Annotated in this window: 18 protein-coding genes; 9 read left to right on the top strand and 9 right to left on the bottom strand. The window is 63.3% G+C overall.

What is annotated here, in order from left to right:
• Window positions 1–63 precede the first annotated feature (63 nt).
• Window positions 64–1,011: a DMT family transporter gene (locus U5A65_RS05785; protein ID WP_321911122.1), complete on the bottom strand. Its 948-nt coding sequence runs from the start codon at window positions 1,009–1,011 to the stop codon at window positions 64–66.
• Between the two features lie 134 nt (window positions 1,012–1,145).
• On the opposite strand from U5A65_RS05785, the gene U5A65_RS05790 reads away from it, so the two are divergent.
• The gene (locus U5A65_RS05790) at window positions 1,146–1,922 is read left to right on the top strand and encodes a helix-turn-helix transcriptional regulator (protein ID WP_321911121.1); all 777 of its coding nucleotides are present in this window, start codon (window positions 1,146–1,148) and stop codon (window positions 1,920–1,922) included.
• 61 nt (window positions 1,923–1,983) lie between these two features.
• Here U5A65_RS05790 and U5A65_RS05795 read toward each other — a convergent pair whose 3' ends face one another.
• Window positions 1,984–2,703 carry a TetR/AcrR family transcriptional regulator gene (locus U5A65_RS05795; RefSeq protein ID WP_321936033.1) on the bottom strand — a complete coding sequence of 240 codons (720 nt, stop codon included), beginning with the start codon at window positions 2,701–2,703 and terminating at the stop codon, window positions 1,984–1,986.
• Window positions 2,704–3,050: 347 nt separating this feature from the next.
• Between U5A65_RS05795 and U5A65_RS05800 the strand changes: the two genes are divergently transcribed.
• The 5 genes from U5A65_RS05800 (at window position 3,051) to hydA (ending at window position 10,261) form a co-directional block, all read left to right on the top strand.
• Window positions 3,051–4,316 (top strand): Zn-dependent hydrolase, encoded by a 1,266-nt coding sequence (locus U5A65_RS05800; protein ID WP_321911120.1) that lies wholly within the window; start codon window positions 3,051–3,053, stop codon window positions 4,314–4,316.
• 121 nt (window positions 4,317–4,437) lie between these two features.
• A complete protein-coding gene (locus U5A65_RS05805; RefSeq protein ID WP_321935937.1) occupies window positions 4,438–5,832 on the top strand; it encodes an NAD(P)-dependent oxidoreductase in 1,395 nt (464 codons plus the stop codon).
• Between the two features lie 76 nt (window positions 5,833–5,908).
• Complete coding sequence (gene preA, locus U5A65_RS05810) at window positions 5,909–7,186, top strand: NAD-dependent dihydropyrimidine dehydrogenase subunit PreA (RefSeq protein ID WP_321945727.1); 1,278 nt, start codon at window positions 5,909–5,911, stop codon at window positions 7,184–7,186.
• Between the two features lie 73 nt (window positions 7,187–7,259).
• A complete protein-coding gene (locus tag U5A65_RS05815) occupies window positions 7,260–8,762 on the top strand; it encodes an NCS1 family nucleobase:cation symporter-1 (protein WP_321945728.1) in 1,503 nt (500 codons plus the stop codon).
• 44 nt (window positions 8,763–8,806) lie between these two features.
• Complete coding sequence (gene hydA, locus U5A65_RS05820; protein WP_321945729.1) at window positions 8,807–10,261, top strand: dihydropyrimidinase; 1,455 nt, start codon at window positions 8,807–8,809, stop codon at window positions 10,259–10,261.
• Between the two features lie 15 nt (window positions 10,262–10,276).
• On the opposite strand, the gene U5A65_RS05825 is transcribed toward hydA, so the two are convergent.
• From U5A65_RS05825 to U5A65_RS05850, 6 genes are all read right to left on the bottom strand, one after another.
• Entirely contained in the window at window positions 10,277–11,191 is a 915-nt protein-coding gene (locus U5A65_RS05825) for a lipase family protein (RefSeq protein WP_321945730.1), read from the bottom strand.
• 81 nt (window positions 11,192–11,272) lie between these two features.
• On the bottom strand, window positions 11,273–14,248 hold the full coding sequence (locus U5A65_RS05830) for a patatin-like phospholipase family protein (protein WP_321945731.1): 2,976 nt from the start codon (window positions 14,246–14,248) through the stop codon (window positions 11,273–11,275).
• 392 nt (window positions 14,249–14,640) lie between these two features.
• Window positions 14,641–15,420 (bottom strand): phosphoribosyltransferase, encoded by a 780-nt coding sequence (locus tag U5A65_RS05835; protein ID WP_321935929.1) that lies wholly within the window; start codon window positions 15,418–15,420, stop codon window positions 14,641–14,643.
• 54 nt (window positions 15,421–15,474) lie between these two features.
• A complete protein-coding gene (locus tag U5A65_RS05840; protein WP_321945732.1) occupies window positions 15,475–16,245 on the bottom strand; it encodes a hypothetical protein in 771 nt (256 codons plus the stop codon).
• A 94-nt stretch (window positions 16,246–16,339) separates the two neighbouring features.
• Complete coding sequence (locus tag U5A65_RS05845; protein ID WP_321945733.1) at window positions 16,340–17,458, bottom strand: patatin-like phospholipase family protein; 1,119 nt, start codon at window positions 17,456–17,458, stop codon at window positions 16,340–16,342.
• A gap of 75 nt (window positions 17,459–17,533) precedes the next feature.
• A complete protein-coding gene (locus U5A65_RS05850; protein ID WP_321945734.1) occupies window positions 17,534–18,097 on the bottom strand; it encodes a TetR/AcrR family transcriptional regulator in 564 nt (187 codons plus the stop codon).
• 60 nt (window positions 18,098–18,157) lie between these two features.
• Here U5A65_RS05850 and U5A65_RS05855 point away from each other — a divergent pair, with 60 nt between their 5' ends.
• Entirely contained in the window at window positions 18,158–18,637 is a 480-nt protein-coding gene (locus U5A65_RS05855) for a monooxygenase family protein (protein WP_321911104.1), read from the top strand.
• Here U5A65_RS05855 and U5A65_RS05860 read toward each other — a convergent pair.
• The gene (locus U5A65_RS05860) at window positions 18,623–20,707 is read right to left on the bottom strand and encodes an alpha/beta fold hydrolase (RefSeq protein WP_321945735.1); all 2,085 of its coding nucleotides are present in this window, start codon (window positions 20,705–20,707) and stop codon (window positions 18,623–18,625) included. The genes U5A65_RS05855 and U5A65_RS05860 overlap by 15 nt on opposite strands.
• A gap of 211 nt (window positions 20,708–20,918) precedes the next feature.
• Between U5A65_RS05860 and U5A65_RS05865 the strand changes: the two genes are divergently transcribed.
• Window positions 20,919–22,556 (top strand): MFS transporter, encoded by a 1,638-nt coding sequence (locus U5A65_RS05865; RefSeq protein ID WP_321945736.1) that lies wholly within the window; start codon window positions 20,919–20,921, stop codon window positions 22,554–22,556.
• A 463-nt stretch (window positions 22,557–23,019) separates the two neighbouring features.
• A complete protein-coding gene (gene bcsD / locus U5A65_RS05870; protein WP_321911097.1) occupies window positions 23,020–23,448 on the top strand; it encodes a cellulose biosynthesis protein BcsD in 429 nt (142 codons plus the stop codon).
• Window positions 23,449–23,480: the final 32 nt, after the last annotated feature.

Below are 23,480 nucleotides of genomic sequence, written 5' to 3' on the forward strand. Positions count from 1 at the left end.
CGTGGTCGAATTCGCACAATACGGCAAACACGGATAACGCATTTACGATTGGACGCCACAGTTTTAAGATTTCGCGCCATCGTCGGCTTCGGAACGGGGCGCAAAAAAGGCCGCAATCGGCACGCGCCACGTTTGCGCGAGCAGCACGCCAGCGAGCGCCACGCCGCCGCCCACGAGGTGATGCGCGTACAGCCGCTCGCCGAACGCGCCGACCGCGAGCACCGCGGTGAACACAGGCAACAGATTCATGTACATGCTGCAACGGTTCGGGCCGAGGTGCTTCACCCCTTGCATCCAGAAAAACGGCAGCACGACCGATGCGAGCGATCCGGCGTAGGCGATGAGCGGCAGGCTCGCGCGCGTGGGCAGCGCTTCGGCGAGCGGAAGGCGCGCCATCGGCACGAGCATGAAGAGCAACGCGGCGATCGCCTGGAAATAAGTCGATTGCCACGAAGGCAGTCCGACATGCCAGCGCCTGAGCAGCACGCCATAGAGTGCGTAGGCGGCGCTTGCGCAAAGCATCAGCAGATCGCCCGCATGCACGCCGCCCGCGAGCAGGGCGGCAGGACGCCCGCCCGTGATCAGCCACACGAGTCCCGCGAACGACAGCATGCCGCCAGTGGCCATGCCGGCCGTCGGCGTTTCGCCGAGCAACACGACCGAGAGCAGCAGGGTGAGCAGCGGCACGAGCGCGGTCATGATGGCCATGTTGGTGGCCGTTGTCGTTTTGGCGGCTTCGTACGAGAGGCACTGGAACAGCGCCATTGCGAGCAGGCCGAGAAAGGCGAGCCTGGGCAGTTGCGCAATGATTGCGGCGCGGTTGCGCCACGCACCCACGGGCACGAAGAGGCTCATCAGCGCGACGGCGAGCACGAGGCGCCAGAAGGTGATGGCGTACGGATCGATGGTGTGCGCGGACAGGCGCGACACCATGACGTTGCCGGACCACAGCGCAATGGCAGTAACCGGAAAGAGCGAATAGAGCGCGGAGCGCGAGGAAGCAGCGAGCATCGGGGTAGATGTGCGAGTGGAATGAACCCGGAGATTGCGCGCCCAGAACGGGGGCTGTCTCGCGCTAGAATGGCAACTCCTGTCGCAAAACTGCCACCGAACATCAACTCAACTTCGACCCCGCGCCCACGCCGATGACTGTCCTCCCGCCGCCGGACGTGCACGTTCCCTTTGAAAACACGCCAATGCCGGTCGCGGCGCTCGCCGCCGACTACCCACACGGCGCGTTCGTCGCCACGCATAGCCATAGGCGCGCGCAGCTGCTCTATGCGGTCGAGGGTGTCATGCTGATCGAAGCGCAGGCGGGCCGCTGGGTCGTGCCGCCAACGCGTGCGGTATGGCTCGATGCCGGGCTCGAGCACACGGTACGCATGAGCGGCAACGTGCGCATGCGTACCGTGTTCGTGGAACCCGGCGCTGTAGCGGATCTGCCGCAAGGCAGCTGTGTGGTCGAGGTGCCGCCGTTACTGCGCGAATTGATTCTTGGCGCGGTGCAAGTGCCGCTCGACTACGCGCCGGGCGGCCGCCACGACCTGCTCATGCGTTTGCTGCTCGCCGAACTCGCGGTGATACCGCGACTGCCGCTGTATTTGCCCTGGCCTGCCGACGCGCGATTGCGCAAGCTTTGCGACGCGATCATCGCCGCGCCGGATGCGCCCCACGAAGTCGCGCATTGGGCGCACAGGCTGGGCATGGCGGAGCGCACGCTGCACCGCGCGTTCCAGCGCGAGACCGGCATGACGCTTGGGCGCTGGCGCCGGCATGCGCGGCTCTTTCTGGCGCTCGAGCGTCTTGCGCGAGGCGAGAAGATCGTGACCGTGGCGCTGGACCACGGTTATACGAGCCAGAGTGCGTTTGCCGCGATGTTCAAGCGGCATTTTGGTGTTGCGCCTTCCGAGTTTTACCGCTGAGATTAATTGAGCACGCGTTCATGCCAGCAAGACGGCGATCGGCACGACGTTGCCGATTTTCTTATTGCCCAGGCGTGCGCGCGCCACTTGCACGCAAGATCAATCGCACCACTTCCTCGGTGCTCGCCTCGAACCCCGCCGTGGAAAGTGCGCGCTTGCCCGAGAGCGCGCGAATTTGCGCCTCGAAATCGGCATAGTGCTGCGTGGTTGCCCAGATCATGAACAGGAGCGTCTTCGGATCGACGGGGGCAAGCAGTCCTTCGGCAATCCAGCGATCGATCAGCGTGACGCGTGTCTCCATCCAGGGTTTCACGCGCTTGAGCAGGATGTCCTGCATATGCGTCGCACCACTAATGATTTCGTTCGCCCACACTTTCGACCCAAGCGGCCTGCGCCGCGAGAGTGCCATCTTCGCACGCACATAACCGCCAATGGCTTCGACCGGATCGTCGCTCGCGTCGAAGGTGTTGGCGGCCGCATTCCATTCCTCGAACAGGTCGTCGAGCACGCGCCAGTAGAGCGCGAGCTTGGTCGGGAAGTAGTAGTGCAGATTCGCTTTCGGCAGGCCCGCGCGCTCGGCGATCAGCGCCGTGCTCGCGCCTTCGAAGCCGCGCTCGGCGAACACGGCCTCCGCGCAGGCGAGCAGATGCGCTTCGTTCGACTCGCGAATGGCGGCTTTGCGACGGCGCGGCTTGTGCGTTGCGTCAGCCGCTTCCCGTTCGTGCGCCGTGCCGCGCAGCGCGTGGGTCGCGGCTCGCGTGGTGGGTTCGTCGTCGCGCATGATGATCGGTCCGTTCAGAAGAAAAGAGGCGGCGCGCGGCTCCCGCGCCTTTGACGGCTTCATTGTAGTCACGATGTAAGCGCCTCGTGCATTCGCCGCACTCGGGGAAAACGCGTGGACCGGCGCGGGCGCTTTCGCGCACTGCAGCATCGATGGCACGCTTCTCGCTGGTAACACCGCATTGAATTCGCAAAGTTTATCGTCTACAACCTGTCCAATCGGACAGGATTCGCGGGGCGAGGTTTCGGCAATCGCGAAGAGTCACCGAGGCGTGCACCGCCATGGTTCTTCCCGCCCCAGAAGGTGGCACGAATGCACGTTTGACGAACACGCACAGGAGGACACGCATGAACGCAGTAAGCGAAGCCGCGCTGACGACCGCGATCCACGTGAATGGCCAGCGTTTGTGGGACAGCCTGATGGAAATGGCGAAAATCGGCGCCACGCCCAAAGGCGGGGTGTGCCGTCTCGCGCTGACCGACCTCGACAAACAGGGACGCGATCTCATCGTGCAATGGGCGAAAGAGGCGGGCTGTACGGTGAGCGTCGACCAGATGGGCAACGTCTTCATGCGCCGCGCGGGGCGCAACAACGACTTGCCGCCCGTGATGACCGGCTCGCATGCGGATTCGCAGCCCACGGGCGGGCGTTTCGACGGCATCTATGGCGTGCTGGGCGGGCTCGAAGTGATCCGCTCGCTCAACGATCACGGCATTCAGACCGAGCGCCCCGTTGAAACCGTGATCTGGACCAACGAAGAAGGCTCGCGTTTCGCGCCTGCGATGGTCGCCTCCGGCGTGTTTGCGGGCGTCTTCACGCTCGATTACGGACTTTCCCGCAAGGATGTCGATGGCAAGACCATCGGCGAGGAATTGCAGCGTATCGGCTATGCGGGCGAGCTGCCGTGCGGCGGGCGCAAGATTCACGCGGCGTTCGAGCTGCATATCGAGCAGGGGCCGATACTCGAAGCCGAAAACAAGACCATTGGCGTCGTGACGGATGCACAGGGCCAGCGCTGGTACGAAGTCGTGCTCACGGGGCAGGAAGCGCACGCGGGCCCCACGCCCATGCCGCGCCGCCGCGACGCGCTGCTGGGCGCCTCGCGCGTCGTGCAGCTCGTGAACGAAATTGGCCTGCGCCACGCGCCGCTCGCCTGTGCGACGGTCGGCATGATGCAGGTGCATCCGAATTCGCGCAACGTGATTCCAGGCCGCGTGTTCTTCACCGTCGATTTTCGCCATCCGCTGGACGACGTGCTTGCGCAGATGGACGCCGAACTGCGCGAAGGCATTGCGAAGATCGCAGAGCAAGGCAAGCTGGAAGCGCAGGTCGAGCAGATTTTCTATTACGCGCCGGTGCCGTTCGACAAGGCCTGCGTGAGTTCCGTGCGCGCGGCGGCGGAGCGCTTTGGCTATTCGAACCGCGAGATCGTATCGGGCGCGGGCCACGACGCTTGCTATCTCGCGACGGTCGCGCCGACTTCGATGGTGTTCGTGCCATGCATCGACGGCATCAGTCACAACGAGATCGAAGACGCGACGATCGACTGGATCGAGGCGGGTGCGAACGTGCTGCTGCACGCCATGCTCGAACGCGCGAGCGAGCCCGGCTGACGCTTTTGACGCTAGCGCAAGCGGCCTGAGAGCCGCGTTGTCATTCCCGTTGTCCCCACGTACCGGCTGTGCGTCCCGCACAGCCGGCGAGTCCGTGTTTTGCCTCGCAAGGAGCATCCGGATGTCCCAGCCCAACTCGAATGCCGCCGACGGCATCGCACCTGGCCGCCTCACCGCCGAACAGCTAGGCTGCAACTTCGCCGACGTCGCGCCGCCGCTTTCCGCCAACGCCGCTGTCATTGCCGCCGACCGCTGCCACTACTGTTACGACGCGCCGTGCGTAGCGGCCTGCCCGACCGGCATCGATATTCCGGGCTTTATCCGCAAGATCGGCAACGGCAATCTCAAGGGCGCGGCGCGCGATATTCTGGGCGCAAACCCACTGGGCGGCACGTGCGCGCGCGTGTGCCCAACCGAGATTCTCTGCGAAGGCGCATGCGTGCGCAATCATCAGGATGGCGAACCAGTCCAGATCGGCGCGCTGCAGCGCCATGCCACCGACTTCCAGATGGCGCGCGAAGCCGCCGGTGCACCGGCGCTCTTCAAGCGCGCCAGCGAGACGGGGCGCCGCGTTGCCGTGGTCGGGGCCGGGCCGGCGGGGCTCGCCTGCGCGCATACGCTTGCGCTTGCCGGGCACCGCGTGAGCGTGTTCGACGCGCGTGAAAAGGCGGGCGGCCTCAATGAATACGGCATCGCGGCATACAAGGTCGTCGACGACTTTGCGCAGCGCGAAGTGCAATGGCTGCTTTCCATCGGCGGGATCGAAATACATCAGGGGCAGCGCCTTGGCCGTGACATCACCCTAACGGAGCTGCGAGCCGCGTATGACGCCGTATTCATTGGCGTGGGCCTCGGCGGCACGCAAGCGCTTTCCATCGAAGGCGAAGCGCTCGATGGCGTGCTCGATGCCGTGGAATTCATCGCACGCCTGCGCGAAGCCAGCGATCTCTCCACGCTGGCCGTGGGCCGCAAGGTGGTGGTGATCGGCGGCGGCAATACGGCCATCGACGCCGCCGTGCAAAGCCGCAAGCTGGGCGCGGAGCAGGTGACGCTCGCGTATCGGCGCGGCGCGGCGCAGATGAGCGCTACCTGGGCCGAACAGGCATTCGCTCGCGCACAGGGCGTGGCGCTGGTCGAATGGATGAAGCCGCTGCGCATTACGGGCGACACGCGCGTGCAGACCGTGGAGTTCGAGCGCACAGTGCTCGACGCAGGCGGTGCGCTGCGAGGCACCGGAGAAATGGTGCGTGTGGAGGCCGACATGGTGTTGAAAGCCATTGGCCAAAAGCTCGTGCCCGAAGGCCTGGCTGGCCTTGATGGCCTGCAGCTGAGCGCAGGCGATGCGCGTATCGCCGTGGATGCGGACGGCGCGACGTCCATCGAAGGCGTATTCGCTGGCGGCGACTGCGCGGGCCATGGTGCAACCGACCTCACGGTACAGGCCGTGCAGGACGGCAAGCTCGCTGCGCGCGCGATCGACCGCTACCTTGCGAGTCAGTCCGCCAGAGCGGCTTGAACTGAGCGGCTTGAACTGCGCGGCTTGAACTGCGCGATCAACACATCGAAACCAGACAATTCGAAGGAGTCGCATCATGGCCGACCTGCGTTGCACGATCGCCGGCATTGAATCGCCCAACCCGTTCTGGCTCGCGTCTGCGCCGCCCACCGACAAGGCCTACAACGTCAACCGCGCCTTCGAGGCGGGTTGGGGCGGGGTGGTGTGGAAAACACTCGGGCTCGACCCGCACGTGGTGAACGTGAGTTCGCGCTATGGCGCGACCACCTGGCGCGGCCAGCGCATTGCCGGGCTGAACAACATCGAGCTCATTACCGACCGGCCGCTCGACGTGAACCTCAAGGAAATCGCGCAGGTGAAGCGCGACTGGCCCGACCGCGCGCTTATCGTCTCGCTCATGGTGCCGTGCACCGAGCAAGACTGGAAGTGGATCTTGCCGCTGGTGGAAGACACTGGCGCCGACGCGGTGGAGCTGAACTTCGGTTGCCCGCATGGCATGAGCGAGCGCGGCATGGGCGCGGCCGTGGGGCAGGTGCCCGAATACATCGAAATGGTCACGCGCTGGGTGAAGGAGGGCACGCGCCTGCCTTGCCTCGTGAAGCTCACGCCCAATGTGACCGACATACGCCATGGCGCGCGTGCCGCGATGAAGGGCGGCGCGGACGGCGTCTCGCTCATCAATACGATCAACTCGATCGTGGGCGTCGATCTCGACGTGATGGCGCCGCTGCCCACCGTGGATGGAAAAGGCACGCACGGCGGCTACTGCGGCCCCGCCGCGAAGCCCATTGCGCTTCACATGGTCGCGGAAATCGCGCGCGACCCGCAAACACACGGCCTGCCTATATCCGGCATTGGCGGCATTTCCGACTGGCGCGACGCCGCCGAATTCATCGTGCTCGGTGCGGGAAGCGTGCAGGTCTGCACCGCGGCGATGCATTACGGATTCCGAATCGTCAGCGACATGATCGATGGCCTCGCCAACTGGATGGACGACAAGGGCTACGCGAATCTCGACGCCATTCGCGGCCGCGCGGTGCCCAACGTCACCGACTGGCAGTACCTGAACCTCAACTACGACATCAAGGCGCGCATCGATCAGGACCGCTGCATTCAGTGCGGCCTGTGCCATATCGCCTGCGAGGACACGTCGCATCAGGCCATTACCGCCACGCGCGACGGCAAGCGCCACTTCGAAGTGGTCGACGCGAATTGCGTCGGGTGCAATTTATGCATGCATGTCTGCCCGGTCGACCAATGCATCACGATGGAGCGCGTCGACTCGGGCCGCTACGCGAACTGGACCACGCATCCGAATAACCCTGCACGCGTGGCCGACCCGAAAGCCGCCTGACGCATTGAAACCGCACTGAGCCGAACCGAACGAAACGAAAGAAACCAACGACAAGCCACGGAGAACCGCAACCATGAGTCAACCCTTGACTGGCGACGCCAGCGCGCGCCGCGCCGAAAGCGAGTTATACAACGACGATCTCGCGCCAACCGGCGCTGCGCAGCGCACGTGGCGCTGGTATCACTTCGCGGCGCTCTGGGTGGGCATGGTGATGAACATCGCCTCGTACATGCTCGCGGCGGGGCTCACCGAGCAGGGCATGTCGCCGTGGCAGTCGGTGCTCACGGTGCTGCTCGGCAATCTCATCGTGCTCGTGCCGATGTTGCTGATTGGCCACGCAGGCGCGAAATACGGCATTCCTTATGCTGTGCTCGTGCGTTCCTCGTTCGGCACCCAGGGCGCGAAGCTGCCTGCCATGCTGCGCGCCATCGTGGCGTGCGGCTGGTACGGCATCCAGTCGTGGCTGGGCGGCAGCGCCATCTATACGCTCATCAATATCCTCACGCATAACGCGCTGGTGGGCGACGCGCTGCCGTTTCTCGGCATTTCTATCGGCCAGGGCGCGTGCTTCCTCGTGTTCTGGGTGCTGCAGCTTTATTTCATCCTGCACGGCACCGATTCGATCCGCTGGCTCGAAAGCTGGTCCGCACCCATCAAGGTCGTGATGTGCGTGGTGCTCGTGTGGTGGGCCTGTTCGAAGGCAGGCGGGGTGGGTTCGATGCTCTCGCAACCCTCCCAGTTCGTCGCGGGCGGCAAGAAGGCGGGGCTCTTCTGGGCGACGTTCTGGCCAAGCCTCACGGCCATGGTGGGCTTCTGGGCCACGCTCGCGCTCAACATTCCCGACTTCACGCGCTTCGCGAAAACGCAAAAGGACCAGTTTGTCGGCCAGGCCATCGGCTTGCCTATTCCGATGGCGCTGCTTTCGGTGGTCTCCGTGGTCGTGACTTCGGCGACGGTGGTGATCTACGGCAAGGCGATCTGGGACCCTATCGACCTCACGAGCCGCATGGAAGGCGTTGGCGTGGGCATCGCGCTCGTCATCCTCACGCTCGACACGATGTGCTGCAATCTCGCCGCCAATCTTGTCGGCCCGGCCTACGACTTTTCCAGCCTCTGGCCCAAAGCCATTTCGTACAAGGCGGGCGGCCTGATTACCGCGGGCATCGCCATTGTGATGATGCCGTGGAAGATTCTCGCCACCACGCAGGGCTACATCTTCACCTGGCTCGTCGGCTATTCGGCGCTGCTCGGGCCCGTGGCGGGCATTCTCATCGTCGACTACTTTCTCGTACGCGGCACGCGCCTGAATACGGCCGAGCTATTCGAAGAAAACGGCGAATACGCTTACTCGAACGGCTGGAATATGGCAGCGGTGATCGCCCTCGTCCTGGGCGTGCTGCCCAACCTGCCGGGATTCCTCAACACCGCGTTTCCGAACGCGTTTCCCTCCGTGCCCGACGCGTTCAAAAGCATCTACACCTATGCGTGGTTCGTGGGGCTTGCCATTGCGGCGATCGTGTACGGCGTGATGATGAAGCTCGGCAAGAGCCGGCGGCCGAGCGTGGCGAGCGCGTGAGGCATGGCGGCGTGAAATCGTTCAACTGAAGGAGACATGGCATCATGGCGATCCTGATTCGAGGCGGCACCATCGTCAATGCGGACAAGAGCTGGCGCGCGGACGTGCTGTGCGAAAACGGCGTGATCCAGGCCGTGGGCGAGAACCTCGACGCGCCTGCGGGCGCGACCGTGGTCGACGCGGGCGGCCAGTACGTGATGCCGGGCGGCATCGACCCGCACACGCATATGGAACTGCCGTTCATGGGCACGACGGCTAGCGACGACTTCTACACGGGCACGGCGGCCGGTCTCGCGGGCGGCACGACGTCGATCATCGACTTCGTGATTCCGAGCCCTAAGCAGCCGCTCATGGACGCGTTTCGCGAATGGCGCGGCTGGGCCGAAAAGGCCGCCGCCGACTACGGCTTCCATGTGGCGGTCACGTGGTGGGACGACAGCGTGCATCGCGACATGGGGCTGCTCGTGAACGAACACGGCGTGTCGAGCTTCAAGCACTTCATGGCATACAAGAACGCCATCATGGCCGACGACGAGATTCTCGTGAACAGCTTTGCGCGTTCGCTGGAACTGGGCGCGTTGCCCACTGTGCATGCCGAAAACGGCGAACTCGTCTTCCAGTTGCAACGTCAGTTGCTTGCGCGCGGCTTCACGGGGCCGGAGGCGCATCCTCTTTCAAGGCCGCCGGAAGTCGAAGGCGAGGCGGCGAATCGCGCCATTCGCATTGCGCAGGTGCTGGGCGTGCCGGTGTACATCGTGCATGTCTCGGCGAAAGACGCGCTCGAAGCCATCGCCCGTGCACGCAGCGAAGGGCAGCGCGTGTTCGGCGAAGTGCTCGCCGGGCATCTGGTGATCGACGAGTCCGTCTATCGCGACCCGGACTGGACGCGCGCCGCCGCCCATGTCATGAGCCCGCCGTTCCGCACGAAAGAGCATCGCGACGCGCTCTGGCGCGGCCTTCAAGGCGGCCTGCTGCACACCACGGCCACTGACCACTGCGTGTTCTGCGCTTCGCAAAAGGCAATGGGCCGCAACGATTTCACAAGGATTCCGAACGGATGCGGCGGTGTGGAAGATCGCATGGCGGTGTTATGGGATCAGGGCGTGAACACGGGAAGGCTTACGCCAAACGAGTTCGTGCGGGTGACCTCCACGAACGCCGCGCAGATATTCAACCTGTACCCGCGCAAGGGCGCGGTGACCGTTGGCGCCGACGCCGATCTGGTCGTGTGGGACCCGGAGGCCACGCGTACGATCTCGGTGAAGACGCATCACCAAAACGTCGACTTCAACGTCTTCGAAGGCATGACGGTGCGCGGCGTGCCCACGCACACGGTCTCGCAAGGCGAACTCGTGTGGGCGAACGGCGATCTACGTGCGCGGCGCGGCGCCGGGCGTTACCTGAAGCGGCCGGCGAATCCCGGTTATCTGCAGGCGTCGCGGCTTGCGAAGAGCTTGAAGGAAACGCAACCGGTGCATCGTGAGGGCGATGCGTCCTGACGTCGACGCGTTGTTTCAAGGCACCAGACTTCTCACGTAGTTGATCGGGGCGTGATCCGCGAGGTCGCGCACCACGACGTTACCGATGCGCCACGCGCAATTGAGCAGATAGTCGTCGCGCGCGGCGCTTCGGTCCGCTTGCACGAAGGCGTCGTCTGCGTGCGGTGCAAGCTCGCCCTTGCGCGTGATGTAGTTCGACTCTCCTGCGTGGACGTATCCGCTAAGCGTGGGCGGCGGCAAATCGGTGATGAGATCGCAGCAGTCGACATAGCGCGTGATGGGTAATCCGTTGAGTGTTGCGACAAACGCCGCGTTGCCCACTCGCGGCGAGCCGATCGTCACGAGGGCGCTTGGCTTGCATAAGCTGGCGAAGAGCGTCGCGATGGCCGCACCAAGGCTATGGCCCGTCAATATGAGTTGCGATCGAGTCGGCCCGGTCTCCTGCAACCAGTTCTCCACTGCGCTGCGCAAGCCGCGGGCAGCGCCCGCAAATCCAGCGTGAACCTGGCCAGCGCTTTCCGGCCAGTCCGTCAAGTTGAATTTCAGATCATCCGCGATATCGCTAATCGACTGCGGGTCCGTTCCGCGGAAGGCGAGGATGGCGAGGCCGTCGGCTTGCCTCACGGCGCCAAATCCGTGCACGTCATCGCCTGCAAAGTTGAAGGTGACAGCGCCTTGAAAACCGACCAGAGCGAGCGCTTGGTCGAGCTGTTGGCGTTCAGCGGCGCCATTCTCGTAGCGTATGTAGGCAAGGCGGGCGAATTCGGCACACAGTCCGTCGATGTCATAGTTGACACCGGCGGTGAACACCGTTGGCCTGAGTCCCGGTGAGTTGAGCGCGTTGAGCGACGGATCGTAGGGGATAGTCGGCATGTGTACCTCCATTTTCGCGTTGAGCTTCTTCTTTGTTGCCACGCATTCGCGGGGCAATGGCAGATCACTGCGGGGCTCGAATCGATAAAGCGGACATAGAATCGCTTCCGGGATAAAAGCGCTTCAAAAGCGTGCCGCTTACTGCATTAGATTGCGCATCTGCGAGTAGCCCAACTCGCGATGCGATTCCCACTGGATGTCGTCGAAAAACTGGTTCGCCGTGGTCTCGTTCGGAAACGTGCGGTTCTGCTTGCGATACTCCCGCACGTCGGGCGGCGCGGCAGACGTGACGCGCGGCTTGATGACCAGTATCTGTCCGTCGCTTGCGTCGGCGAACTTGACGGCAAACTGGAGCGCGAGAAACTTGCGCTTCTTCCTGAATTCCCCGATCGACAGGGCGATATGGGCCGGATTCAGGCGCAATGACGACGGGAGCGAAAGCCGTGTGGCCGGCTCGCGAATTTCGGCGCCGAAATCGACGCGCGCGCGGCGAATCAGGTTAGCGATATCGCCGAACCGGTATTTCGGATCGTAGCCATTGTCGATCAGCACAATGAATTTCAGCTTACGCCTTAGCAATTCATAGGCGCCCGTGTTTTCGAAATGACCGCCGTCGGTGAGATACCAGCGTCGGCCACGAGGTCCGTCGAATTCGCCCATCAGTTCGTCCATGAGGCAGAACTGCGTGCCGAAGAGCTTCTCGGAGAGAAAACGGTGAGGGAGGTTCGCATCGGGTATCGGTACACGCTTGCGCTCGAAGTTCACCGCACCGAACCGGAACGGCTTCGAATACGTGTCCCACCAATAGCCCAGGCGGATATTGGCCACGCCAAGCAGCAGCGAGTAGCCGACGTGCGTATTCTGGCCGAGCCCGGTGCTCACAGCCGCACCGGAAATGGCGACCCAGTCTCCTAGCGTCATCGATTCGAGCCAGATGTCACGCGTGCGCAAGTCGCCGCGCACGTAACACGCCGGCGTCGAAATATCGTTCGCGCTTTCCCATTCGCACTCGAGCACGCCGAGCCTCGCGCCCACGGTCATGCCTGCTGGTCCGATACTGAAGGCGAGCCCCCGCGCGCCGCGCTGCACCAGCGACGAGTCCCAGTCGATCGTCTTGTTGATCGTCGCGTTGATGAGATGCACCGGCGCATGGCTGCGTGAGTGGAAATATTCTCCCATCGTGATGCTGTCGCCGGCTACGAGATTGGTCACATCGCGCATGGCGGGCGTGCGCAACCGCTCGGCATTCGTTGCGCCCAGGAAAGCGCGGGTGAGTCGTGTGCTATAGAGCCGCTGATAAGTCGAGAGGTTCAGGAACTGAATGCACAGGCCGTCGACGATCGCGAGCATGAGAAAGGCGACGCACAGGATCGCCATGCGCGTGGCGTAGTCGTGCCCGTTGCCGTAATGCCGCCATATGACCATCGAGATCGAAAGGGCCACGGCGGACCAGAACGCCAGCGTCGCGAGCGCGGCGAAGATGGCGGCGACCGAAGCGAGAACGAGGCGCGGAATCTTGGCCAGACCGCCGACGATGTTGTCGCCTTGCGCTAACAGGAACCGCGCGAGAGTCCATAGCACCGCCCCGATGCCGGCCAGCGCGCCCAGCGGGCCGGAGTTCGTCGCGCTAAGGAAGTTCATGGAGACATGGCGAGTGGCCTCGTATGCGAGGCCGCCGAGCGCGTCGACGAGTGCGAGAAGCAGCAACCAGAGCACGATCTGAATTGGACCGGCGCCGACACGATGTCCACAGAGGCGAAGCGGTGTTGTGAACGCGTTTGTGAGCGCATTGCGCAAGCGGTCGACGAAGGCGCGGCTGTCCGAGCGCGGCGAAGAGGAGGGCGTCGACCCGCGGAACCACGATTTGCCGGAGCCGCTGCCGCGCTTGCCGACATACAGCCATGCAATGATGAGATAGAGGGTGCCGAGCACGCCGGTGCTGATGACGAATATCGCAGCGAGAAGTTTGCCCGATGGATGCTTGAGCTGGCCCAGAAGGAGGGTTGCGATCGGCTTTGACGATCCGTAGTTGAAGATGACGATCGTGCTGACGGCCAATGCGGTGACCACGAAGAGTGATATGAATGGCAGCCACTTGCCGACGAAACCCGTTTTCTGCGCGAGGTTCTGGGTCAGCCAGTAGGCGCGGCTGAGCGGAGAGAAAACAAATGCGGCGATGAAGACGGCGATGGACGCGGGCAACAGCGAGCGCGCCCACCAGATGTCGGGCACGGCCGACTGCAGCGGCGCCCACCAGGGGTCGCCCACGATCAGCGGCGAACACCAGACGTCGGGTACGGACGAGAGCAGCGGAGACCAGCACACTTCCGGCGAAACCAGCTGCAATTGCTTTAGACCGGCTGTGGCCATCGATGGATGCGTCAACCAGGTCGCCGGGTGCGGCGAGAGTACGTAGAACCACCAGACGTTCGATGCTGGCGAGGGCGGCCCGAGGAGCTGCTCCGCCAGGCCGTGCGCGGCGAAGTCCAGCAGGCCAAACGCAAGGAGGATAGTCAGGAGCGATACGCCGATTACGTACTGCACGGCGAACCAGTTTCTCATCGAGAACACGAGATATTGAAGGTAGTCCTTCAAGCCGTTCGGCACGAGATAGTTGCAGTTGTCGCGCAAATAGGCAATGGGCGTGACCGCGTTCGCAGCGTCAGGCTGCGCGTCCGGGCATAGTTTGCCCGACGCGCTTTTGGCTTGGTCGATATAAGCCGACTTTTCAAGCTGCAGGTTTCCTGCGCGCAGTTCGTCCGGAACGAAAAGACTGCCATAGAATGCGCCGATGTAGCTGCCGCCGGATACCGTGGATAGATAGTCGAAATGCTTCAGTGTGCCCTTGTCCGCCATCGCCTGAAGGATACCTAACGAAAATACGGCGCTTCGTATGCCGCCGCCCGAGATCGCCAGGCCGCAGGCATCGGTGGCATGAGGCAACGCGGAAAGGCCGACCGCATGCCGGTGTCGCTCGACCTGCGCGTGCTCGCGGCGGGAGAAGTCCGTGGGCAATTGCCAGGACGGCGCGGGTGGGGGCGTCGCGGCCCTGGCGCGTTTGGAGGCGGGCCGCAGTAGGGTCCTGACAAGGAACGAGAGGAGGCCCGGCATCATTCACTCCTGTTCTCTGGACGATGAACGGCGCAGCACTTGTCGCAGTGGCAGGACAGACAGGCGCAGAACGCGAGACCGTGGCGTGTTCGAACTGCGGCGGCGAGCCCTGGCATGCGCGCAAGCCCGCCCGCCGGCTGCTACCGAAGCGGTGCTGGAACCGGGCGAACGTGAAGCGCTAACGGCAGGCGCTTTGCAGATGCGCTTTCGAACACATATGAGGAAATTAAAGGCCGGATAGTGGGACGCGTATGTGATCTGGCGAACACAAGCGGCGCAAACACTTGAGGTAACTCACGTAGCGCTGGGCGCTTGACCATGAGGTCGTGTGGTGAGCGACTGGTTTGCTTACAACGTGCGGGTAGGCGTCGGCGCGGTCAATGCCGACTCAATCGTCAATCAAACGCGCTTATTCTGTATCGTCTGCCATGAATGGTTTTATAGATGATGGAGAACGGGCATTCGCTCAATATGGCGCTGATCAGAGACTCGTTGTTGCAATAAATTTCCTCGGGGCCAACGGCACGAATGCCATGCACGATCGAATGATAGTCACCGTTGAATGCCAGGCGGCAATCGACTCTCCACTCCTGCTTCAGGTTTAATGGGTAGTTAGCGTCGTCGATGGCCAATGTTTTTTTATACCGTTGATCGTCCAGCAGTGCCGCTTGCGCCTTCGCGAAATCATCGAGGCACTCGTGGCTGGTGACATAGCGCTCCCATGGCAAAATCGCGTGGACTGACGAACAGTCTTTGTAGTAGTCCGCTTGTGCTCTGCTGTTTGCGTGGTGCACCAGTGTCAGCACCCTGATCGAAGACTCGTCTTTAACAAGGGAAAGCAAATAATCGCGGCAATTGGCCAGCGTATATCCCACGCCGGCAACGTCGTCCACCAGCAGGATTCTCTTGCCTTCCTTGATGCAGGCGTCGACAAGATCGAGCGCTTTCTTGTTTTTTATCTCGGCCTTAGCTTCGCGCCGATCGTAGTGAACAAAGTCCACGGGCAGGCCCAACATCTGCGAAAGCATCAGGGCGGGTATGGCGCCGCCTCGCAAGATGCCGAGTATCAAACCCACGTTTTCGTGAATCAGTGGGTCTCTTCTGGACAGGCAAAACGTTTCTATGTCGTCGTAGCCATAGAAGTAGACGGGGCGTTTGGCGAACTCGGTGTCCATCTATTTTTGCTCCATCTTAAGGGCGAAATTCAGGCTCACGTGGCGTCAATTCATCTACAGCGAAAGCGGCAGCGCAAGATGCCGCGCGTACATCAGATCGCGATGTTCAAGCAAGATGGGATCCAGCGCCGCGTCGGTCTCGGGGTCGCGCATTTCGAATGCGGCCCTCACGCTCGCGTCCATCGGACACACATCATCCGGTAGCGGGCGGAAAAGTCCGACAACACTGGCACTGTAGACATCGACCGCGGTCACGGTATTGCCGATGTAATACGAGGACCCCGCCGCCCGCTGCACCTTCAGACGCGCGGCCAGCATTCCCAGCACGGCGGTTACGCGCCCGGTCGCCGCCGCGCCGGTTTCCTGGCTGTACCCATATTTCTTGCCCAGATATTTCGCGACCCGCTCGGGGAAGCCGCCGCTATTGTGCAAACCTGCATGAATGAGCTGCAAACGGCGCGACCATCCCAAACCGCACTCGCCGCACAGTTCATGCGCGAGGCCAAAAGCCAGAGCGCGCTCCGCGGGGTCGTCCGGCAGCAACGAAGGCGTGGGCACCAGCCGCTCCGCGAGCAGAAGAATATCCGCCCAACCGCGGCGCGGCCGCTCCTGTCCAACCATGAGCACGGGCGCGCTCAACTCCCCGGTCCACTGTTTCAGGGTCTCGCTGTCGTAGGCGAGGCGCACGGCGGCCCACTCGATACCCTTGATATGCAGGATGCCCTTGGCCGCCTCGCTCCAGGGGCTAGGAACGCCGCCGACCACGACCATGCGCAATCCGTCCCGCTGGACTGCTGTTTCGACATCGATATATTCGAACGGCATCGATCTGCTCCCTCAAGGCCGAGTCCAGGTCGATTCCTGGACCACCGTGCGCGAAGCGTCACTGTACGCTATTGAGCCGCCGTTCGAGCGAGCGTTACTGCGAGTGCGGCGCGTTGCCTTGCTTGAGCGTTGGATCGAGCAACGCGTCCTTTACGTCAAGCGAAGACGTTTGCCCGAGATTCGCGTAGTCATGTTCGAGCCATCCGTCCGCCACCTCGCGTCCGCGCTCGAACAGCGCCTTGAGCAACGACCAGGACGTACTGCTCTTGGAGACGAAGCCGAACTTCGCGAGAAAGTCGTCGTCGCGAATCAGATGGAAGCGGACGGTCTTGTAGCGGCTTTTGCTTGCGGCTTCCTCGCCAACCGAGTCGAGCACGCGGTTGACCGCTTCGATCGCGTTGATCTCCAGCACGACGGAGGCGTTGAAACCGATTTCGTTGAGCCGCTCCAGAATGCCGCGTGCGTTTTTAGGCGGCATGTCGTGGCGCGCGAACGGATTCACGAGAATCAGGATCAGGTCCTGCGCGTGGGCGATCAGCGGGGCCAACGGCGGATTGCCCAGATAGCCGCCATCCCAGTACGGCACGCCGTTGACCTCCACGGTACGGAATTCGCTCGGCAGGCACGCGGAGGCGCGCAGCACCTCGACGGAAATGTCGGGCTGCGTGAAGATGGCGCGTTCGTTGGTTCGTACATTGGTCGCGCAAATGAAAAGCTGCGGGGCGCCGCGCGTTGTGTTGAGCGTGGAGAGAGCCGTTTTCGACAGTGTGGCGTGGATCAACGGGCCGAGCGGATCGCGATAAAAGGGATTGTTGTAAGGCGAGGCGACGAGCCCCACGACCTCCGTGAAAATGGCGCCGGGACTCCAGTCGATATTCCAGCCGCCGAACGGCCCAGGCTCGGAAAAGCCGAAGAGAGCATTGCCGGCCAGCGTGCCGGCGCGCGACACCGCTTCCCAGAAGGTGCGAAGCATCTCGCGCGCTTTCGCGGCGCCGCCGGTGGCGAGGCCCGCTGCGCACAGCGCCGCATTGATGCCGCCCGCGCTCGCGCCGCTGATCGCCGCGACGTTGAGTGGCGTTCCCTGCGCTGTCGATTCGAGCAGTCGATCGAGCACGCCCCACGTGAACGCGCCGTGCGAGCCTCCGCCCTGCAGCGCGAGCGCGACTTTGGGGCCTGACTGTTGCATGCCGCTCGGGGATTGCTCGGTCGCCATGGCTCTTCTCTCGTCGTCATCGCGTTGCTGGCAATCGTACGCGCGAGCGGGAATGCGCGTGCTATGGATGCTGTGTCAGCAACGGGTGAGGGCGGGCGTCGCTACCTCCAGCGCATGCGTCAGCAGGGCGATTGCCAGTCGTTCACCGGCGGCATTGGCCGGAATGCGTCCGTCGAGCGCCAGCGTCGCCAGGCCGTGAACCAGTCCCCAGCAGGCAAGTGCTCCGGCCTCGGCCCAATTCGGCGCCAGTTCCGCCACCCGACGCGCCATCAGTGTGTAAGCGCCCCGGCAGTCACCGTGGGGCAGCGCGAGTCCCGCGCCATCTGCGAACATCAGCCGGAACAGCGCAGGATGCGCGCGGGCGAAGGCAACGTAGGCCAGGCCCTGCGCCGTGAGCGCTTCGTGCGCGTTGTCCACTTGATCCGCGCGCGCGGCGTCTGCTTCCAGCATGGCAAAGCCCTTGAGCGCGACGGCGCCCATCAGCGCGGCCTTGTCCTCGAAATGGCGATAGGGCGCCATCGCCGAAACACCGGCTGCCCGCGCAACGGCACGCAGGCTGACGTCGCTCTCGCCCTGTTCGAGCAGGGCCAACGCGCAGTCAACCAGCCGGTCACGCAGGGACGAAATCGAATCGTTCATGGCTGTTTACACTGTAATCATCAAGGACTATGCTTACAGCGTAAGCAGCCGGGAGCCATCATGCAAGCCTCCGTGACCCGCAGGTCCGTCGATCTCAGCGCCTATCCGAATCTCGTGGTCATCCTCCTGGGTTTTCGCGTGCGGCGGCTGCGCGGCATCGCCACCTTGTTCGGCATCGGCAAGGGCTTGCGGCAAATCCAGTTGAACCCGCCTGCCGGACTGCTCTCGAGCGAGCAGTTCCTGTTCGCACTGAACCACGTGGGGATTCGCCAGTATTGGCGTGACCTCGAAAGCCTCGAAGCTTTCACGCGCAGCGCGCCGCATTCGCGCTGGTGGGGCGAGTTCCTGCGCGACAGCGGCGGTGCGGGCTTCTGGCATGAAAGCTATAGCCGGCAAGGCATGGAAGCGGTTTATGTCGACATGCCGGGGCCCGTGGGCTTCGACCGGTTCGCGCCGGCGTGCGAGCCGACCGGGCCTTTTATGAGCGCGAGAAAACGCATGGCGGCGGACAAGGGCGTGGCCGGTTCAATTGGCGCGTAAATGCGCGCAAGCGCCATCGTTATCAAACACTTCGATATCCTCGTGCAGAATGCGGCGGATTTCAAAAATCGCCTCCGGGGTTTCCTGAACGCTATGTCCCGAAACGATCACCTTTTCGGAGAGTGCGCCGTCGAGGTGCGCGCTGCGATAAGGGACGACCCCATCGTCGGAATCCTCGAGCGGGCCCGTCTCGCGGCGTCTCGCAATAATCGAGTGAAAGCACACGTTTGGGCTGATCGGCAGTCGCGAGGTCGACTGAATGATGGGATTGGTGTCCCGCAACTGCTCAATGCTGTTGGGAACCGCGATGGTCTCTCCCGCCCTGTGGGTGCTATCCGCGTTGGTCGCGCTCTGCAGCATCTCGTCAAGCTCCTTTAACAGCGCAAGCGGCAAGCGCACCAGGTTTGCAACCCAGCGAGAAAGGCGATTGCTTGCGAACGGCGTGCCGCGGTGTGGCGTGGCGATGAAGATCGCGCGCTCGACCTGTGGCATTGGCGTAAAGCGCAGCAGACGATTGAGCCGCTCGTCCTCGCGAACGATGTCGATGCCTTCGGGCAGGTAGTTGTTCTGGACGGTGACCCAGAGCACATCGTCGGACGATGAGACGAGCAGCCGGGCAAGCACGCCGCCCATGCTGTGCCCGATCAGCACCATGCCGTTCGATGCGGGCAGCACGCCAGCGGGATCGAAATGCGCGAGTGTCAGTTGCACCGCCTGGCGTATTCTCGCGAGATTCACGAGAATGGGCACGTTGGTCGGGTAGTAGACCTGCCAGACCTGGAAATGCTCGCGAAGCATTTCGTCGCCCTGAATGTCGTTGGCGACGTTGACCCACGCCTCAGGACTGCTCGCTAGTCCGTGCAGCATCAGAACGATGCGCCGGTCCGGGTCGAAGGGCTGCATCATGTAAATGCGCGGACGGTCGATGCCCCGCGTGCGGCCGAGCAGAGAACGCAAGGACTGCCTGGCAAAGCCCGAGCGGGCGAGCCAGATGCCATAGCCCGCACTGAAGTTGGCGGCGAGCGGCACGGTCTGGCCGTTCAGCTCTACGCTCTCTACGCGATACGGATCGTAGGCGGAAAAGACCACGTCGTGCGAATCGAGCACTTGCTCGAGCGTGCCGTCGCCAAACGACAGCAGTGCGGTGACGCTCGGCGAAGGCATTTCGTTGAACGGCCGCGCGCCGGGGGCGAGCCAGATAGTGGCGGCCGCGTTCGAATTCCCGTTGCCTTCGGCCGTTGGTGCGCTGCTTGTTGTGCTGTTTTTGGCGCTGTTTTCGTCGCTGTTGTTCGTCTCGCTGGCCGGGTCGGGCGCCGCGGGTTGCGTGACGGCGACCAGTTCCGCGCCCAGGCCGTCGCGGCGATACGTGTTGCGCAGTCCCGCGAATGACAGCCCCGCGGCCGGAATGACTTCGCTGAGTTCGCGTACGCCCTCGGGCAGCCGGACTTCTCTCAGGTCGATGCGTAGGGTCCAGCCTGCTATGAACTGCTTTTTTGGATCGCGGTTGCTGTTGTTCGTTTCATGCGCGCCGCGCAGGAACAGCGCGCCGGCGAGTTCCTGGACCGCATAGTTGTAGTAGTCGCGAACCTGTGTCTGGCGGTCCTCGAATGCGCGCTCGCCAGCCGTGCGTTGGCCGAGGAACAGAAAGGCGTACGCGTATCGCGCGGTCTTGAGCCACGAATCGAATTGCGCGTCGCCCCAGGGGTTGCCGGCAGGCGGCGTTTGCGCAAGCGCCATCTGGAGCGATAACTCGGCCAGGCTGGCGAGACGCTGGTCGGTATTGAGCCCGCCCACGGTTGCGATCGTGTCGATACACGCTTGCGGTGCGTTCCGGCATGCACTTTCGTCCAGGGCCGCAACGCGCAACGTGGCTTGTGTCGCCGTGCTCAACTGGCCGGTCGAGAGGATATCTCCGCGGCGCATGGCAAAGTACTGCTGCGGGCCGAGCGAGTTCACGCGCACCATCGCGCAGCCGGACAGCAGCGCGGCGACGAGAATGACCGAAAGCTGGGCCAATACACGGGCCACCTGCGGGCAACGCGGCATGCGTGATGAGTAAGGGCGCGTCATGAAGGATCCAGGCCAATCGCGCGGGCGCGCACAAGCGTGTGGCGAAATGGGGGACGGCGCGGCGCTGTGGCCATCAGGTCGATGTATACCAGCCTGATCCGGATTGCGTTCGCGCGGTGATCCGCGGCGCGCAGGTATGTGCTCTCCCGGGTTGACTGGCGAGCCCGGCATCAACAGACTCTAGTCACCCTCGATCCACAAGGGAGCGAACTTGGCCAACCCGGATCTTGTTGAAAGCGAGCCGAAGGGCGTGCACGTCGTCGCTGCGCAGGCGAGCCCGTGCGACAAGCTCGTGATCCGCACGCAGCCCACCACAGTCGACCGTCCGTGCCAGCGCAAGCGTCTCGCGCTCGCGGCGACGATTCTGGGTTCGAGCATGGCGTTTATCGACGGCTCGGTCGTCAATGTCGCATTGCCGTCCATTCAGGGCGAACTCGCTGCGAGCGTCGCGGCGATGCAATGGGTCGTCAACGCGTATCTGCTCTTTCTCGGGTCCCTCGTGCTGGTCGGCGGCTCGATGGGGGACAAGCTTGGCCGCCGCACGGTGTTTATCGCGGGCATTGCGCTTTTCACGCTGGCGTCGGCTGCTTGCGGACTGGCGCCGAATGCGGGCGCACTGATCGCCGCGCGCGCGGTGCAAGGCATAGGCGCGGCGCTGCTCGTCCCCAGCAGTCTCGCGATCATCGGCGCGGTGTTCGACGACGCCGCGCGCGGACGGGCAATCGGCACCTGGGCGGGCGTGGGCGCGATCACGTCGGCGCTGGGGCCCGTGGCGGGCGGCTGGCTCGTCGACGCGTTTTCGTGGCGCGCGATCTTTTTCCTGAATGTCCCGCTCGCCGCGATAACGATCGCGCTCGCCGTATCGTCGGTGCCCAACAGCCACCGGCTCGATGCGCCCGGGCAGCTCGACTGGCCCGGCTCGCTGGCCGCGGCAGGAGGCCTCGGCGCACTGACGTTCGGGCTGACCGAGGCGTCGGCGCGAGGCTTCCAGCATCCGCTCGTATTGGGCGCGATAGGCGCTGGCGTGCTCGTGCTTGTCGCATTCGTCGTGATCGAAGCACACAGCGCCAGCCCCATGATGCCGCTCGACGTGTTCCGCTCACGCGATTTCACCGGCGCGAATCTCGTCACCCTGCTGCTTTACTTCGGGCTCGGCGGCGCATTCTTCTTCCTGCCGTTCACGCTGATCCGCGCGCATGGCTACACCGCGACCGAAGCGGGCGCGGCGCTGCTGCCGGTGCCTGTGATCATCGGCTTGCTATCGCGTTTCACCGGCGGATTGACGAGCCGTTTCGGCTCGCGCGCGTTGCTGACCGTGGGGCCGGGCGTCGCCGGAATCGGCTTCGCGCTCCTGGCATTGCCATTCGTGCGCGGCGGCTACTGGGCCGGATTTTTCCCGGCGCTCGCGGTGCTTGGGCTCGGCATGACGATTACCGTCGCGCCGCTCACCACCACCGTCATGGGCTCGGTGTCGCACGAGCGCACTGGCGTCGCCTCAGGCATCAACAATGCCGTTGCGCGCGTGGCGAGTCTGCTGGCGGTTGCGGTGCTTGGCATCGTGTTCGTGTGGTCGCATCACGCGGCGCTATCGGCGCGGCTCGACGCGTTGCACGTGCCGCCCGACGCGCGCGAGGCGAGGCAGTTGCTGGAGCCTGACGCGCGAGGGGAAATGCCATCGCGCGGCGCCCACGGGCAGCACGAGACGCTGATGGCGCGTGCAGAAGCGGACGCCCTGATCGATGCGCTGCGCGCCGTCGCCGTTGTGTCGGCCGCGTGCGCATTTGCTGGCGCTGGGATTGCTGCGGCAGCCATCCAGCCGCGCAAACGCGCTGCAAACGTTTGCAGCTGAAATATTTCGCAAAATTACACATGGCACGTTCATTTCGCGAATCGCGGAGGGCTATACACGCACTAAATAAAAATGACAACGACTGAATTCAGGTTTCAAATTCGGGCAAATCGAAACGCACAACAGCACGACAACATTATCTCGTGCACCGTGGCGGCCGCAAAAACGCCCGTGCCATGCGAGCGGCCTTAAGTCTTGCGTGCCCCATTTTATGCGCAAACGTTTTCGTATTTGATCTGTCGCGCAGGCGTGACAAATTCAATGATGCAGGCCAATTAAAAAATAAACACGGCGGGAATAATACGTATAATCCGCCGCGCGTGTCAGTTGATCCGACGTTCTTCCGGAATCACCAGCAAGAATTGCCTGCGCTTAACGCCGGTCACCGCCCGGATGGTGATGAGGTTGCTTGCGCAAGTTTTGTTGACCCTATGCGCCTTCTTTCCGGGCGCATGAATATGTGATGAATTCCATGCCAGCACCGCAATGGCGTCCGTTCGTGTCGTTCCTCACGCAAGAGTTGACGCAGAACCTGACGCCCAGGTTTCTGACCCAGCTCATGCGTGCTGCTGGCGGCCAGTTCGCCCGTCAATATGCGCTTGCCGAGGCGCTCACCGTGGCCGCGATGCGCGACGCCATGAATCAGGTTTGGGGCGAGCTGGACTGGGGGCAGGTCGAGATACGCGAGGCTCAGGACTGGCTGGTGCTCACGCATTACCACGCGCCGCTCAAGGTCGTATTCGGCGCGGAGAACGTGGCTTGGGCTGGCGCTTTCCTCGAGGGGGCCTATGAAGCATGGATGCACCAGCTGGGCGCCGATTCGCAGTTGCGAATGACCACGGCAGGCCCAGCGGATGCGTCGGGAACGATGGTTTTCCTGTTCGGTAAGTAGAAGTCGGCAAGTCAGTAAAAAAACACAAAACG

It is taken from the genome of Paraburkholderia sp. J10-1 (assembly GCF_905220165.1).
In the GTDB taxonomy this organism is placed as follows: domain Bacteria; phylum Pseudomonadota; class Gammaproteobacteria; order Burkholderiales; family Burkholderiaceae; genus Paraburkholderia.